Origin of the sequence: Mesorhizobium salmacidum (SeqCode), from assembly GCF_037179605.1 — a bacterium.
GTDB classification, from domain to species: Bacteria; Pseudomonadota; Alphaproteobacteria; order Rhizobiales; family Rhizobiaceae; genus Mesorhizobium; species Mesorhizobium salmacidum.
On sequence record NZ_JAPYKS010000008.1, the window covers coordinates 44,360 to 59,384 of the forward strand.

The following is a 15,025-nucleotide window of genomic DNA, read 5'->3' on the forward strand; positions in this document are numbered from 1 at the left end:
CCGCGCCTCCGTCATATCCTGGCCCCCTTGGGCACGCGCAGCACCCGGAGGAAGAACAGCGTGAAGCCGATCGAGATGGCGAGGATGAGCAGCGCGGAGGCGGCCGCGACATTGCGGTCCTGCAACGTGAACTGCCAGTTGTAGGTCTCACCCATCAGCACCGGCAGGTTGGTGCCGCCAAGTGCCGCGACCACGGCGAAGACCTCGAAGGCGAGAATGACGCGCAGGATGATGGCCGTCTGCAGGCTGGGGCGAAGCAGCGGCAGCGTGATGCGCACAAAGCGCTGCCACGGGCTTGCCCCGAAAACTTCCGCCGCCTCGTAATATTCCTTGGGGATCAGGCCCATGCCGGCGACGAGGATGACCATCATGATCGCGGTGGCCCGCCAGATCTCGGCCAGCGCCACGGCGATGAAGATGGTCAGCTTGCTCTGGTAGCCGAGGAACATTACCGGCCTTTCGACGATGCCGAGGCTGGAAAGCAGCGTGTTGAGGAAGCCGGACTGGTCGAAGATGGCGAGCCAGATCAGGCCGGCGGCGAGATCGGAAATGCCGAGCGGGATGGCGAAGACGTAGAGGGCGGCACTTCGTCCGGTCTCCAGCCGCGAAATCACGGTAGCCATCAAAAGAGCCATGACCAGTTGGATCGGCACGACGATTGCCGCCAGCAGCAGGGTGTTGCGCACCGTGACGGGGAATTTCCAGCTGCCGGCCATGGTGCGGAAATTATCGAGTGTGAAGGCGCCGTCGCGGGTCACCGCCTCGAAGGCGACCAGCGCGAATGGATAGAGGAAGAAGATGCAGAGGAACAAGGTCGCCGGCATCAGCAGCAGATAAGGCAGAGCCTTGCCGTGCATGGTGTTTATCCTTTGCGATGCCGCGGCCCGGGCGCCCGGAGTGCAACAAACTCCGGACGCCCCCTTGGGAGGACCCCTACTTTTGTTTAACCATGATCTGTTCCGAAAACCGGTTTCCACTTTTCGGGATCATGGTCTAATCGACGGGACAAGCGCCGTCGGATGGCTTGTCGGGCGCCCAGCACGGCGCCTTGGACTGGTCGATGATCGCCTTGAGCGCCGTCGCTTCCTCGCCGAGCACGCCATGCACGTCCTCGCCGCCGAGCACGATGCGCTCGAAGCTGTCGGTGTAGACCTGGTTGAACTTGCCATCGAGATCGCCGAGCCCCATCGGCAGCAACGCCGGCAGCGCATCGGAAGCACCGGTCATGGTTGCGATCGCCGGGCCGAAGGCCTTGACCGAGGCCGGCATATCGTCTGGCAGCTTGACGTCGACGACCGGGAAGAAATTGGTCGCCTTGAGCGTCGCGATCTGGATTTCCGGCTTCAGCATGTAGGCGACCAGCGCCTTGGCCTTGTCGATATCAGGCGACGTCTTGGGGATGGCGACGCCGGCCACGACGGGCATGAAACCGCGGCCGGCGGGGCCGGCCGGCGCCGGAAAGGCGACGAAGTCGCCGGGCTTCTTGTTGAAGGCGTCGGCAAGGCGCGCGACATGGTCGAACGCCACCCAGACATCGCCGCTCAAAAGCGGTTCCTGCATGAAGGCATAGTTGGTCGAGTTCGGATTGGTGTACTGCCAGAGTTCCTTGAACTTGTTCCAGGCGATCTCGGCTTCGGCCGAGCGGAACTTGGTCACCATCGAGCCGGTGTAGGACGGAAGGAGGAAGCCTTCGAAGAAACGATGCTTCAGCCCTTTGGGACCGGCCGGAAAACCGAATTTCGGCGAACCGGTCTTCTCGGCGATGTTTTTCGACCATTCGATCAGCTGGTCATAGGTGATGGTGTTGAGATCGACGCCTTGCGGCAAATATTGCAGCGCCTGCTTGTTGGCCGCCATCAGGTAGGTGGCCTGCATCCACGGCAGGTATTTCTGCTCGCCGCTGCCGAGCATGCCGAGTTTCCTGTAGGCTTCGTTGACCTTGACGGCACGGACATCGACGCCGGACAGATCGGCAAGGTTCGCGCCGACGCTGGAGAAGTCGCCATGCAGGCCACCGAGCACGCCGATGGTGCCGGTGCCGGCCTGCAATTCGGCCTGCAGGCGGGTGAGCCAGGGGCCGGCCTCGGCGACCTGATAGTCGACCGCGCCGTCGAACCCCTTCAGCACCTCGTCGCGCATCTTCTGCGTTTCCTCGACCGGGCGCGCCTGCGTCGACCAGAACAGCACCTGCTGGGCGTGCGCCTCGCCTGAGGCAAGCGACAGTGCCAGCGCAACGCCGGCCAGCGTTTTCAATCCCTTCATCACGGTCTTCCTCCCTGGATATGCGCCGTCATGGCGGCGTCAGCTTCTTGTCTGCGGTGCAGGTCCATGGCTTGCGCGCGCAACCAGCGTCGGCCGGATCAGCCGCGTCAGCGGTTTGCCTGGCTTCCCGGCGATGATGGTGAGCAGCATGTCGGCGATCTCGCGCGCGCATTGGCGGATCGAGGCATCGAACGTGGTGAGGCCCGGCGGCGCATAGGCCGATGCGGCAATGTTGTCGAAACCGATGACGGAGAGGTCGCGCGGCACATCGAGGCCCGCACGGGCGGCCTCCTCCATTACCGTCAGCGCCAACTCGTCGAACAGAGCGACGAATGCCGTCGGTCTGTCAGGCCCTTTCAGCATCCGGTTGACGGCCTCGATGCGGGCCTCATGATCGAAGCGCGGCGCCGTCACCACGTCGAGCCGCACCGACGGGTCGCCCCGCCGGGCGATAGCCGCGGCAAGGCCATCCTGCCTGAGATGGCGAAAGGTCATCGGCTCGGAGATCGTCACCAGTCCGAAATGGCGGTGGCCGAGATCGTAAAGCATGTCGAAAGCCTCGCCGAAGGCATGCGCGCCGTCGGTGTCCAGCCAGTTGTAGGCAAAGTCGCTGTCGAGCAGCCGGCCGTGAGCGACGAACGGAAAGCTACGCTCGCGCAGATAGGCGAGGCGCTCGTCGACTTCGGCGATACGGGTGACGACGACGCCATCGGCACGTCCGGATTCGACGACATGGCGCAGCACCGACAGTTCCGAATGGCCAAATGCCGCCGTGGCCAGGATGAGGTCGGCGCCGTGCGACACCAGCCCTTCGCCAAGCCCGGTAACAAATTCGCCCAGAAAGGAATCGACAAGATTGGGCCCGCGTATCGGCAACACCAGGCCAACGAAACCGCTGCGGCCGGAAACGAGCGTGCGCGCCGCCGTGTTGGGTACGTAGCCGGCCTGGCGCGCCGCTTGCGCGACACGTTCGCGCGTCTTGAGAGCGATCTGTTCGTGGCCGGCAAGCGCCCGCGACACCGTCGTGATCGACAGGTCGAGGCTTGCCGCGAGCTCCTTCAGCGTGATGACGCGGTTCGTCATCGTTCCTCCCAAGAGCGAAGTTGAAACGTTTGTAATAGGCTTTCGCAAAAATGCAAACGTTTTAAATTCGGCCTGGGGCATCCCTTTGAAATAGGGAATCGGGATTGGGATTCCCTATTTCAGCTGCAGGAGATGACCCTGATTAAAAAGCGGACATGCTCTTAGATTGCCGCGTTCCTGCAAACCGTCAGAACGAAGAATTCGCGGTAGCAGAAATCAGGCTGATCAAGCAGGCTCCCTGGATTTGCTGCCAGTTCCTTCCAATAATGCTGATCGCTCTCAGGGAGGCCGTAATCCGGCGCTGCAGTCGTGAAATAGGAGATTAAGTCGCGTACATAATTGCGCGTGTGCTCGCCAGCAGGGGCCCACCGTTCAACGAGCCAGCCTTTGCGCCAGACGATCTCCATTCCTGCATCCCGCAAAAGTCCGGGAAGCGAGGAGCCACAATCGGTGCCAAGCACTCCCTTGTCGCGGAACGTCTGCAATCGCGCCGTCATGAAGCGGGTAAATACCCCGTGATCCATAGGCAGCATCTGCAGAAGCGTCGAATCGAAGTCCTTTACGGCGAGGATGCCGCCGGGCTTCAATACGCGTCTTACCTCATCCGTGGCCTGCTGAAATTCCGCCGGCGTGAGATATTGCATGACATTGGCGGACCACACGCAATCGAAGGAAGCATGGTTGAAAGGAAGCGACAGAATGCTGCCGACGCGGGTGCGCACCTTCGGCCGATCCGGGACATCCTTGGTCAAGTTCTCGGCGCGTTGAATATTCTCAGGCGCAAGATCAAGAGCTGTCACGGACCCGTTGGAGCCAATCAGCTCGCAGATGAGCGGAAGGAAGCTTCCGCCCCCACATCCCGCATCGAGCACGTCCCAGCCACGCTGCATTCCAACTTGGGTAAGTGCGTCTTCGTATTCCGGCCGGGATGACTCGAAATGAAGATCGAGCCAGCTTGCGTCACTCGCTTCATGGCCGGTCGATGTTGAATTTCTGCCGGTACTGATGTTCCCCTCCGCGAATCGCCGGCAATATCGGACCTCGATAGCTGGCTCAGGTAAACAGACGCGATATCTGATGGCAACCAATCCGTTGTCGTCGCCATGAGAAGCCTGCCAGACGCATAGCGAATGTGATCCTGATTAGACGGACGTGCTCTAGAAACGGATTCGAACGAACCCGCCATCTGCATGGCGCGGCTTCAGCCAAGACGCGGTCGAGACGAAGCTACAGGCGGTCGCCATGCGGCAAGCCTGAGAATGGCCGCGCAAAGCAGCCGGACCGACTTAAATTAGTCCCGGGCCCAATCAATCCTGATCAAGCAAGCCTACTGCAGCGTCCGCTGTGGCGGTTGGCCGGCGTGGTCGCGCGCGATGCCGGGATCGGCATCACCCTCGCCGAGCGAACGATCGAGCCCCGTCGCCACCACCGAGACCCTGAAGCGGCCTTCCATGCTCTTGTCGAAGATGGCGCCGACGATGATGTCGGCATCCTCGTAGACTTCCTCGCGGATGCGCGTGGCCGCCTCGTCGACCTCGAACAGTGTCATGTCCCTGCCGCCCGAGATCGAGACCAGCACGCCCTTGGCGCCCTTCATGGACATTTCGTCGAGCAGCGGGTTGGCGATCGCGGCTTCCGCCGCCTTCATCGCCCGGCCGTCGCCGGACGCCTCGCCGGTTCCCATCATGGCGCGGCCCATGCCACGCATCACCGATTTGACGTCGGCGAAGTCAAGATTGATCAGGCCTTCCTTGACGATGAGGTCGGTGATGCAGCTGACGCCGGAATAGAGCACCCGGTCGGCGATGACGAAGGCATCGGCGAAGGTGGTCTTGGCGTCGGCGATGCGGAACAGGTTCTGGTTGGGGATCACGATCACGGTGTCGGCGGCCTCGCGCAGCCGCTCGATGCCCTCTTCGGCCATCTGCATGCGGCGCCGGCCCTCGAAGGTGAACGGTTTGGTGACGACGCCGACCGTCAGGATGCCGGCCTTACGCGCCGCCTGGGCGATGATCGGGGCCGCACCGGTTCCGGTGCCGCCGCCCATGCCGGCAGTGACGAAGCACATGTGGGTGCCGGCCAGATGATCCATGATCTCGTCGAGCGATTCTTCGGCAGCGGCACGGCCGATCTCGGGCAACGAGCCGGCGCCAAGCCCTTCCGTGACGTGCGCGCCAAGCTGGATCAGCCGCGTCGCCTTCGACATGGTCAGCGCCTGGGCATCGGTGTTGGCGGCAATGAACTCGGTTCCCTGAAGCTGTTCGACGATCATGTTGTTGATCGCGTTGCCGCCACCGCCGCCGACGCCGATAACAGTGATCTTGGGTCTCATCTCGGAGATTTCCGGCTTCTTGAACTCGGCCATGCCTGCTTCTCCTTCGCCAACTGCGTGCGCTTCACGGCCCACAAGCAGACTGCCCGTAGACATTGCAATCGAGCGGCATGACGCGAATCAGTCCGTTCGGATGGATAACCCAAAAAGCCAGAGAGCGGCCGGACGTGCAAGTGCGGGAAGGTCAAGATTTGTGATGAAGAGGCCGAACCCCACGCGACCGACTGTCCGGTCCCGGGTGATCGCGATAGTGTCGGCGCAGATCAGGCACCACGACAGATGCCTGGAGATGGCTGGGCAGAACCCGCCTTTGCCGATCGTCCCAATGGCAGGAGATCTCTGCGGACTTCGTCACCAATCAAAGCTAGAGGGTATATATCCCCTTCAGAACGCGAAAAGGTATGAAAGAATTGTCCAGTTTGCCATCCGTGAGATTGCGGCCGCCGGGATCGCGGCACGGACTTTTGCGGCGATGAAACGCCCCGTCGATCACGGCGCCATGGCCGTCTCTGGCTATACCGTTCCCTGGCATACGGCGGCCGGAACATCGGTCGCCCTTCATGTCTCGTCGTCGCAGCAGGTACGCGACATCAGAATCGTGCGGCTCGACACACCCGGGGCCGAGCCACTGAACTGGCGCGTCGAGCCGACAGGAAATGCCGTACCGCATCGTGACTTCGATCATGGATCCTTCCTCCGGGTTGCGGCGACCGAACTGGCCAAGGCCACCGAGATCGGAGGCGTCGCCTTCGAAGTGTACTTGACCCGCAATGATGGCGCCCGCGTGCTGTTCGAGAGCGGCAACCTGCGCCTCGGCTTGCAGGACGGGCGGCTGACATCTGGCCTCGACGGCAAGTCGCTCGATAGCGGCGTAGCCTTGCCGGCAAACACCTGGCTCAAGGTCGAGATTTCGTCGAACGACGGCGCGACCGTGCTGCGGATCGACTCGGACGATCTCCTGTCGCCGTTTCACCTGGATCACGGATTCGACCTGCCGTGGCGGCCCCTGCCTGGTGACATGGTCTTCGGCACCAGCATGGCAAACGATGTCAGGTCGCTCAACGCGAAGTTCTCTGCGATCTCGCTGCAAACCGCGGCTGGTCGTGTCGCCTGGACGTTTCCGACCCTGCTGCCGAGCGGTCCGCTCGCCTCGACAGGCACCGATCGCGTCCTCTTCCTGGAAACGATCAACCAGCCCGCCTTCTGCATGACCTCGCGGCGCTGGGATGGGTCGAGTTTCGACCCCCGCCTGGTGCCGTCGCATTATGACGCCGTGCATTGCCACGACGACGACATGGGCGCGTTGCAGTGGCCCGCCTCCTGCCAATTGCAGGTTCCCGCCGCGGCGCCGCCCGGGGTCTATGCCTTCGAGGTCGGTCACGACCAAGGATCGGAGCGTATCGTCTTCTTCATCACTTCGTCGGCACGCCGCGCGCCACTGGTGTTCCTGGTGCCGACGGCCACCTACCTCGCCTATGCGGATGAATTCCTGCCGGCGCATCTCTACGAATGGAGGTGCGAGGATCGCGGCCATCGCTTCGCGATCGATAACAACCTGAAGTCGCTCTACGACTACCACAACGACCTCAGCGGCGTGTCGATCTGTGCCACCAGGAAGCCGAAGGCGACGCTGCGCGACGACTACAATTATCCGCTGTGCGGCTGTCCGCACAATCTGCCGGTCGACCTGCATTTTCTGCGCTTCTGCCACAGCAATGGCATTGCCTTCGATCTCATCACCGACCGCGACCTGCATGAGCGGGGCCTTGCCGGCTTGCAGGATTATCAGGCGGTCATCACCGGCAGCCACCCCGAATACATGTCGGTCGAGATGGAGCATGCGCTGCGCCAGTTCGCGGCGGCGGGCGGCAGCATCGCCTATCTCGGCGGCAACGGCTTTGCCGGCAAGGTCGCGTTCCACGACGATCTGATGGAACTGCGCCGCTCGCCGCTCGAGGCGGGCCGGACCTGGGACGGCGCCATCGCCGAACAGTCACTGTCGATCACCAATCAGCCGGGCGGCTATCTGCGCGCCAGCGGGCGCGGCGAGTTCTCGCTGACCGGCGTCGCCATCTCGCTGATGGGGTTCGACGGCGCGCGGCCTTTCACGCGCACGCCGGAAAGCCGTCAACCCTCGGCCGCGTGGTTGTTCGACGGCGTCACCAGCGAGACCTTCGGCGACGATGGCATCGTGCTCGGAGGCGCCGCCGGCTACGAGGTCGATGCCACGGATCCGCATCTGGGCACATCCCCCGAGACCATGGTCATTGCGCGCGCGACCGGTTTCCCGGACAGCTTCGTCCATGACGCCACCCGCTGGTACGAAGGAGGTGACAGCGAGCGCGACGGGCGCCGCTGCGCGGAGATGACACTGCGCCATCTGCCTTCGGGCGGCCTGATCTTCTGCGCGAGTTCCGTCGCCTGGTGCGGCGCCTTGCCGGCGGGCGATGCCATGAACGACGTCGGCCGGATCACCAAGAATTTGCTGGCGCATCTGGCAGCGAAAACGAGCCGGTAGACCCCGGATCGATAGCCCCGGAAAGGTAGGCGCCCGCGGCACCGCGCCGGCTCCAGCAGTTGGCTTGCCGCGCAACGATCGAAGCGTCTATCATGCCTGATCAATCGGCGGCCTGGGTGTTTCCGCCGTGCCTGGCCCAAAGTTTGTCCGGGTGTCGTCAGGTCATTTTTTCAGAACGGATGAAGCAGCGCCCTCGCCAATGGCCGACAGAACACATTTCGGTTTGACCGCCCTCGATACCGTTCCTCTGCATGAGAAGGTCTATCTGGAGCTCGTGCGGGCCCTGATGTTGGGCCAATTCCTGCCCGGCCAGAAGCTGACCTCGCGCAAGCTCGCCAGGGAACTCGGCACCAGCGACATGCCGGTGCGCAGTGCCTTCATGCGGCTGCAGGCACTGCGGGCGTTGAGCCCGATGCCGAACGGCAGCGTCGAGGTGCCGGTGATCTCGGCCGAGCGGTTTTCGCAATTGACCGCCGTGCGCACGCTGCTCGAAGGCCCGGCGACCGAGCTCGCGACGAAACTCATCAACGGCAACAACCTGCGGGCGATCCGACGCCATTGCGCGGAATTGACCCTGGCGGCCCGCAAGGGCGACATCGGCGACTATCTCAGGAAGAACCACGATTTCAAATTCTCGATCTATCGCCATTGCGGCAACGAGCAGATGATCTTCCTGATCGAGACGGTGTGGATGCAGGTCGGCCCGTTTCTCCGAAACCTCGCCACGGGGTTCGAGGACGACCTCTCCTCCATTCTGGACATCGACTATCACGAGGAAGTCGTCGCCGCGATCGAGGCGCAGGACGGCGCGCGAGCGCGGGCGGCCATCGTTCGCGACATCGACGAGGGCGCCGCGCACATCCTGCGGCAGGGTATGTTCCCGGAAGCGAGGAGCTAGGCCGACGTTCCTGGATCCGTCACCAGATGCCCCTTGGCTTTGCCCTGTCTTGTCGCTATGTTGCGATCGCAATCGCGCAATTGGTTCCTGAAATGCCTCCCGACATCCCGGCTAATGATTTGAAAAAATGAAGAAAACTCTTCCGGCTAACGTCGGAGATGCCTTCATGAACTCATCAGCTGTCTTGTCGTGAAATAGGGTGGCCGCCTCAGGCGCGGCACCGCAGGGAACCAGAGGTAACGGAAATTGAGCGATGCAATTGCGGACGTTTTAAGTTGGCTTGAAAGCCGAAGCGACATCCAGAGCCTGAGGGCCGCGGTGTGCGACCTCAACGGCATCATGCGGGGAAAGCGCATTCCGGTCGAGCAGGCGCGCAAGGCGCTGGAAGGCAAGCTGCGCATGCCCTATTCCCTGATCGGGCTCGATGTCTGGGGCGAGGACATCGAAGGCAACAGCCTGGTCTTCTCGACCGGCGATGCCGATGGGCTTTGCCAATGGACGGGACGCGGCATTCTGCCGGTGGAATGGACGGCGCATCCGACGGCGCTCGTCCCGCTCTGGCTCGCCGACGAAAGCGGTGCACCCTATCTCGGCGACCCCCGGCGGGCACTGGCCCGCATCCTCGATCGCTACAAGGCGCTCGGCCTCACTCCGGTCGCGGCGACCGAACTCGAATTCTACCTGGTCGATCCGCAATCGCAGCGGCCTGTCGGACCAGTCTCACCGGTCACCGGGCGGCGTCTCGATTCCGACGCGGCGCTGTCGATCGACGAGATCGACGATTTCGAAGCCTTCATCCATGACATCTACGAAGCCTGCCGCGCACAAGGCATTCCCGTCGACACGGCCATCGCCGAAAACGGCGTCGGCCAGTTCGAGATCAACCTGAACCATGTCGCCGACGCTTTGCGGGCGGCCGACGATGCGGTGTTGTTCAAGCGCACGGTAAAGGGCATTGCCCGCAAGCACGGCTTTGCCGCCTGCTTCATGGCCAAGCCCTATGGCGACCGCGCCGGCAACGGCTTCCATGTCCATTTCAGCCTGGTCGACGGCGAAGGGCGCAACGTGTTCGACGACGGCACCGACCAGGGCTCCGACATCATGCGTCATGCGGTCGGCGGGCTGCTAGCGGCGATGGCCGAAAGCACGCTGGTGTTCGCGCCGCACTTCAATTCCTACCGGAGGCTGCGCCCACGATCCTACGCGCCGACCGCGGTCGCCTGGGGGTACGAGAACCGCATGGTCGCGATCCGCATCCCCGGCGGCCCGACCGGCGCGCGCCGCATCGAACATCGCGTCTCGGGAGCCGACGCCAACCCATACCTGGTGCTTGCCGCCATCCTGGGCGCGGCACTGATCGGCATCGAGAAGCAGATGTCACCGGGCGAGCCGGCGGGGAAGGACGGGCAAGGCGTTGCCCCGGCCAAGCTGCCACCGGACTGGGCGTCGGCGATCGCGACCTTTGAAGGCGGGACGCATGTGGCGGAGATCTTCCCGGCGATCCTGCGCGACTCCTTCATCGCCTGCAAACGCCAGGAATTGAATACGTTTGCCCTGAATGTCAGCGATTTCGAGATCGAGACCTATCTCGAAAGCGTCTGAGGCCCTTTACGTCGACCGCTCAGCCTTCAGTACAGTGACCGCCGCCTCGCTGTTGTGGACATAGTCGTTGGCATCCGGCTGCTTCTGTACCAGCAGGATGAACAGAAGGTCGGTCAGCGTCAGCTGCGCGTCGCGCGCCGTGATGGAGGAGGAGCGCGCGCGCTCCTCGTCGGCGATGGTGTAGAGGCGAATGTCGGCGACCCGGCTCAGCGGATTTTCATGCAGGCCGGTGACGGCGATCACCGTCGTGCCGCGCTTGGCTGCAAGCTCGGCGATGCGCAAGGTTTCGATGCTGGCGCCGGAATAGGAGAGCGCGAACAGCACATCGTCAGGCCCGAGTGTCGAGGCGTTGGCCATCTGGATGTGGCTGTCGCTGTCATGCAGCACATTGCGGCCGAGCTTCATCAGCTTGTAGGAGAAATCGCGCGCCACCAGCGAGGAAGCGCCGACGCCAACCAGATGGATGCGCCGCGCGCCATCCAGCAGTTCCAGCGTCCTGGAGATGATGCGCTCGCTGTTGGCGGCGACGGTCTGCTGCATCGACAGCAGCTTGCTGCCGATCAGCTTCTTCAGGATGACCGGAAAGCCATCGCCGACCTCGATCGAACCGTGGATGACGCCGGCCGGCACCTGCCAATCCTGCGCCTTGGCCTCGCTGACGGCGAGCTTGAGTTCCTGATAGCTGGCATAGCCGAGCTTCTGGCTGAACTTGACGACGCTCGACTGGCTGCGGCCGATCTCGGCCGCAAGTTCGGCCGTCGAAAGCCGCAGCATCTGGTTGGGGTTGTCGACGATGTAACGGCCGATCTCGCGATCGCCGGGCGCCATGCCGTCGAGCTTGGCGTTGATCCTGCTTAAGACAGACACGGAAATCCCCTCGCTCTTCAGACCTGCAAGACGAGGAATAAATTATTCCAATTTTGATTGACAGCCAAGAACGCAGAATTAATTCTCAGCTCGACCCGGGTCACCGCCCGGGATTCCCAGGCAGGTCGCGGGTGACCCTCAAGGTTTCAGCCATGGATAGGTTGCGGATCGTCGGCGGACAGAGACTGCAAGGCGCGGTCACCATATCGGGCGCCAAGAATGCCGCTTTGCCGCAGATCGCGGCTGCGCTGCTCAGCCCCTACCCGCTCGAACTGACCAACCTGCCTGACGTGACCGACGTCGAGAACATGCTCGGCGTGGTGCGGCTTCACGGCGCCGAAATCACCCGGTCCGCCCATGCCGCGATCATTGACACCAGCGCTGCCATTTCCAAGGAGACGTCCTACGACACGGTTCGGAAGATGCGGGCGACGGTGCTCGTGCTGGCGCCGTTGCTGGCGCGGTTCGGCCATGCTCGGGTTTCGCTGCCAGGCGGCTGCGCGATCGGCGCGCGGCCGGTCGACATGCATGTCGCCGCACTCGCCGCGCTGGGCGCCAGGGTGGCCATCGAGAACGGCCTGATCGTCGCCTCGGTGCCGAACGGGTTGACCGGCACGCGCATCGTGCTCCCGTCGCCATCGGTCGGGGCGACGGAAACCGCCATGATGGCGGCGACCACGGCCAAGGGTGAAACCGAGATCCTGAACGCGGCGCGCGAACCGGAAGTGGCTGACCTCGCCGCTTGCCTCAGCGCCATGGGCGCGCGCATCGAGGGCGCCGGCACGCACCGCATCCTGATCGCGGGCGACACCAACTGGCACGCCGCCAGTCACGACATCATCCCGGATCGTATCGAGGCGGGCACCTATGCCATCGCCGCCGCCATCACCGGCGGCCAGCTTGAGCTGACGCATGCCCGGCTCGAACACATGGCCTCGGTTGTGCAATTGCTGGAGGCGACCGGCGTCAGCGTCTGGCCGGGCGACCGGGGACTGATCGTCTCGCGCGACCGGCCGCTCAAGGCAGCCGACCTCACCACGGAACCCTATCCGGGGTTCCCGACCGACCTGCAGGCGCAGTTCATGGCGCTGATGTGCTGCGCGCAGGGCGCCTCGCTGCTGCGCGAAACCATCTTCGAGAACCGCTTCATGCATGTGCCCGAACTGATGCGGCTCGGCGCCAACATCAAGCTGCAAGGCACCATGGCGCTGGTGCGCGGCGGCGAGAAGCTGCACGGGGCGCAAGTGATGGCCACCGACCTGCGCGCTTCGGTGTCGCTGGTGCTGGCGGCGCTGGTCAGCGAAGGCGAGACCATCATCAACCGGGTCTATCACCTCGACCGCGGCTACGAGCAACTGGACCGCAAGCTGCGCCTGTGCGGTGCCGACATCGAGCGGCTGGGCGCATGAATACCGACGCGGATTATTTTCTCGGCGTCGATGGCGGCGGCACCGGTTGCCGCGCCCGCCTCGAGGACGCGCAAGGCATGGTGCTGGGACAAGGCCTGTCGGGCCCGGCGACGACGCGGCTCGGCATCGAGGCAGCGTGGGGCTCCATTGCCAAAGCCTACGGCGCGGCGATCGATGAAGCAGGTTTCGGGCCGGCCGAGACCGCCCGCATCCATGCCGGCATCGGCCTTGCCGGGATCGGCCGCAAAGGCGCGCTGGAGGCGCTGCGGGCAATCGCGCATCCCTTTGCCAGCATCGACTTCGTCAGCGACGGCGTCGGCGCCTGCCTTGGCGCGCATTCCGGCCAGGACGGCGCCATCGTCATCGCCGGGACCGGCTCGATCGGCCTTGGCTTTGTCGAGGGCCGCGACCTGCGCGCCGGCGGCTATGGATTTCCGATCTCCGACGAGGGCAGCGGCGCGGACCTCGGATTGAAAGCCGTGCAACTGGCGCTGCGCGCCCATGACGGTCGCCACGAAAGGACGGCGCTGCTGGCGGAGGTCATGCAGCGCTTCGCCGGCGACCCGATGGAGGCCGTCGCCTGGATGGACCGCGCCAGCGCCACGGACTATGCCGCACTTGCACCCATGGTGATGCGGCATGCCGACCAGGGCGATCCCGCCGGACGCCGCATCGTGCAAAGCGCCGCCGAGCAGATCGACACGCTGGTGCGGGTGCTGTTCGAAAAAGGCGCGCCGCGCGTGACCCTGCTGGGCGGCCTTGCCAGCCCGCTCGAGCCCTGGCTTTCCCCCGACGTCCGGCGCCGCCTGAAACCCGCGGACGGCGACGCCGTGTCCGGAGCGATCATTCTTGCCAAGAAATCGGTATGCAAGGGATAGTTGGTAAGGGTAGGAATAAAATATTCCAAATTTCTATTGACGATGTGAATATCAAATTCTAAAAAGTTAACAGGAGAACCTGCGATACGGACCACGGTCTGTTGCACCGTTTGCCGGTCGAGCCATGCCGGACCGCGCAGCAGATTTTTTGAAAGCATTGGGATGACCGAGCAACGGTTGATGTCTGAGCTGGACCGGCTGGTTTCCGAAGGCCGGAATCCAGGGACCGTCGACATCGACTTGCTGCCGACCATCGACGTGCTGCGCAGGATCAATGACGAGGACAGGCTTGTCCCTGCGGCCGTCGAAAAGGTGCTGCCGGAAATCGCCGCCGCGGTGGATCGCATCGTGCGTGCCTTCCAGAAAGACGCGCGCCTTGTCTATATCGGCGCCGGCACCAGCGGCAGGCTCGGGGTTCTCGACGCTTCGGAGTGCCCGCCCACATTCGGCGTGCCCGAAGGCATGGTGGTCGGCCTGATCGCCGGGGGGTCCGACGCCCTGGTGCGCTCAACGGAAGGCGCCGAGGATGACCCGAAGATGGGCGCCAAGGCCTTGCAGGACATCACGCTCACACCTGACGACGTGGTGGTCGGCATCGCGGTCAGCGGGCGCACGCCCTATGTGATCGGCGGGCTGACCTATGCCAAGCAGATCGGCGCGACGACCGTCGCCCTGTCCTGCAATCCGGCATCGGCCATTGCCGGCATCGCCGAGATCGCCATCTCGCCGGTCGTCGGTCCCGAGGTGCTCACCGGCTCGACGCGGCTGAAATCGGGAACAGCACAGAAGCTGGTGCTCAACATGCTGACCACGGCCTCGATGATCCGCATCGGCAAGAGCTACCAGAACCTGATGGTCGACCTGAACCCGTCGAACAGGAAGCTGGTCGCCCGCGCGATCAGGATCGTCATGCAGGCGACCGGCTGCACCGCGCCGCAGGCGCGGCAGGCGCTCGACCGGACCGGCAATGACGTCAAGCTGGCGATTTTGGTGACCATCACCGGCCTCGACGTCGAAGCGGCGCGGGCCGCTTTGGCCAAGGCCGGAGGGTTCCTGCGAAAGGCGATCAGCGACGAAGCGGCCTGTGGCCGCTTTAGACAAGACGGCTGAAGCCGCTTTAGACAAGACGGCGTGAAGCCGCTTTAGACAAGACGGCGTCAAGCCGCATAGACTAGG

12 protein-coding genes are annotated in these 15,025 nt (G+C 63.7%); 6 read left to right on the top strand and 6 right to left on the bottom strand.

What is annotated here, in order from left to right; genetic code table 11:
• Positions 1 to 11: 11 nt before the first annotated feature.
• From O7A60_RS12725 to ftsZ, 5 genes are all read right to left on the bottom strand, one after another.
• Positions 12 to 857 carry a carbohydrate ABC transporter permease gene (locus tag O7A60_RS12725; protein WP_337106589.1) on the bottom strand — a complete coding sequence of 282 codons (846 nt, stop codon included), beginning with the start codon at positions 855 to 857 and terminating at the stop codon, positions 12 to 14.
• Between the two features lie 136 nt (positions 858 to 993).
• Positions 994 to 2,262: an ABC transporter substrate-binding protein gene (locus O7A60_RS12730; RefSeq protein ID WP_337106590.1), complete on the bottom strand. Its 1,269-nt coding sequence runs from the start codon at positions 2,260 to 2,262 to the stop codon at positions 994 to 996.
• Between the two features lie 39 nt (positions 2,263 to 2,301).
• A complete protein-coding gene (locus tag O7A60_RS12735; RefSeq protein WP_337106591.1) occupies positions 2,302 to 3,345 on the bottom strand; it encodes a substrate-binding domain-containing protein in 1,044 nt (347 codons plus the stop codon).
• 161 nt (positions 3,346 to 3,506) lie between these two features.
• Positions 3,507 to 4,433: a class I SAM-dependent methyltransferase gene (locus O7A60_RS12740; RefSeq protein ID WP_337106592.1), complete on the bottom strand. Its 927-nt coding sequence runs from the start codon at positions 4,431 to 4,433 to the stop codon at positions 3,507 to 3,509.
• 239 nt (positions 4,434 to 4,672) lie between these two features.
• Positions 4,673 to 5,710: a cell division protein FtsZ gene (ftsZ, locus tag O7A60_RS12745; RefSeq protein ID WP_027142209.1), complete on the bottom strand. Its 1,038-nt coding sequence runs from the start codon at positions 5,708 to 5,710 to the stop codon at positions 4,673 to 4,675.
• A 439-nt stretch (positions 5,711 to 6,149) separates the two neighbouring features.
• On the opposite strand from ftsZ, the gene O7A60_RS12750 reads away from it, so the two are divergent.
• The 3 genes from O7A60_RS12750 to O7A60_RS12760 all read left to right on the top strand — a co-directional run bounded on the left by O7A60_RS12750 (position 6,150) and on the right by O7A60_RS12760 (position 10,695).
• Complete coding sequence (locus O7A60_RS12750; protein WP_337106593.1) at positions 6,150 to 8,195, top strand: N,N-dimethylformamidase beta subunit family domain-containing protein; 2,046 nt, start codon at positions 6,150 to 6,152, stop codon at positions 8,193 to 8,195.
• A gap of 199 nt (positions 8,196 to 8,394) precedes the next feature.
• Positions 8,395 to 9,093: a GntR family transcriptional regulator gene (locus O7A60_RS12755; RefSeq protein ID WP_337106594.1), complete on the top strand. Its 699-nt coding sequence runs from the start codon at positions 8,395 to 8,397 to the stop codon at positions 9,091 to 9,093.
• A gap of 246 nt (positions 9,094 to 9,339) precedes the next feature.
• A complete protein-coding gene (locus O7A60_RS12760) occupies positions 9,340 to 10,695 on the top strand; it encodes a glutamine synthetase family protein (RefSeq protein ID WP_337106595.1) in 1,356 nt (451 codons plus the stop codon).
• Positions 10,696 to 10,701: 6 nt separating this feature from the next.
• Here the strand turns inward: O7A60_RS12760 and O7A60_RS12765 are convergent, their stop codons facing one another.
• On the bottom strand, positions 10,702 to 11,562 hold the full coding sequence (locus O7A60_RS12765) for a MurR/RpiR family transcriptional regulator (protein ID WP_337106596.1): 861 nt from the start codon (positions 11,560 to 11,562) through the stop codon (positions 10,702 to 10,704).
• Positions 11,563 to 11,714: 152 nt separating this feature from the next.
• On the opposite strand from O7A60_RS12765, the gene murA reads away from it, so the two are divergent.
• From murA to murQ, 3 genes are all read left to right on the top strand, one after another.
• Positions 11,715 to 12,971, top strand: coding sequence for a UDP-N-acetylglucosamine 1-carboxyvinyltransferase (gene murA, locus O7A60_RS12770; RefSeq protein WP_337106597.1), 1,257 nt, complete (start codon positions 11,715 to 11,717; stop codon positions 12,969 to 12,971).
• Complete coding sequence (locus tag O7A60_RS12775; protein WP_337106598.1) at positions 12,968 to 13,849, top strand: glucosamine kinase nucleotide-binding domain-containing protein; 882 nt, start codon at positions 12,968 to 12,970, stop codon at positions 13,847 to 13,849. The genes murA and O7A60_RS12775 overlap by 4 nt, the downstream gene beginning before the upstream one ends.
• A gap of 162 nt (positions 13,850 to 14,011) precedes the next feature.
• Positions 14,012 to 14,959, top strand: coding sequence for an N-acetylmuramic acid 6-phosphate etherase (murQ, locus tag O7A60_RS12780; RefSeq protein WP_337106599.1), 948 nt, complete (start codon positions 14,012 to 14,014; stop codon positions 14,957 to 14,959).
• The last annotated feature ends 66 nt before the right edge of the window (positions 14,960 to 15,025 follow it).

Bases quoted from the DNA above. Each gene is read 5' to 3' on its own strand.
- O7A60_RS12730 (WP_337106590.1), bottom strand. From the start codon at position 2,262: ATGAAGGGATTGAAAACGCTGGCCGGCGTTGCGCTGGCACTGTCGCTT.
- O7A60_RS12775 (WP_337106598.1), top strand. From the start codon at position 12,968: ATGAATACCGACGCGGATTATTTTCTCGGCGTCGATGGCGGCGGCACC.
- O7A60_RS12755 (WP_337106594.1), top strand. From the start codon at position 8,395: ATGGCCGACAGAACACATTTCGGTTTGACCGCCCTCGATACCGTTCCT.
- murA (WP_337106597.1), top strand. From the start codon at position 11,715: ATGGATAGGTTGCGGATCGTCGGCGGACAGAGACTGCAAGGCGCGGTC.
- murQ (WP_337106599.1), top strand. From the start codon at position 14,012: ATGACCGAGCAACGGTTGATGTCTGAGCTGGACCGGCTGGTTTCCGAA.
- O7A60_RS12725 (WP_337106589.1), bottom strand. From the start codon at position 857: ATGCACGGCAAGGCTCTGCCTTATCTGCTGCTGATGCCGGCGACCTTG.
- ftsZ (WP_027142209.1), bottom strand. From the start codon at position 5,710: ATGGCCGAGTTCAAGAAGCCGGAAATCTCCGAGATGAGACCCAAGATC.
- O7A60_RS12735 (WP_337106591.1), bottom strand. From the start codon at position 3,345: ATGACGAACCGCGTCATCACGCTGAAGGAGCTCGCGGCAAGCCTCGAC.
- O7A60_RS12750 (WP_337106593.1), top strand. From the start codon at position 6,150: ATGAAACGCCCCGTCGATCACGGCGCCATGGCCGTCTCTGGCTATACC.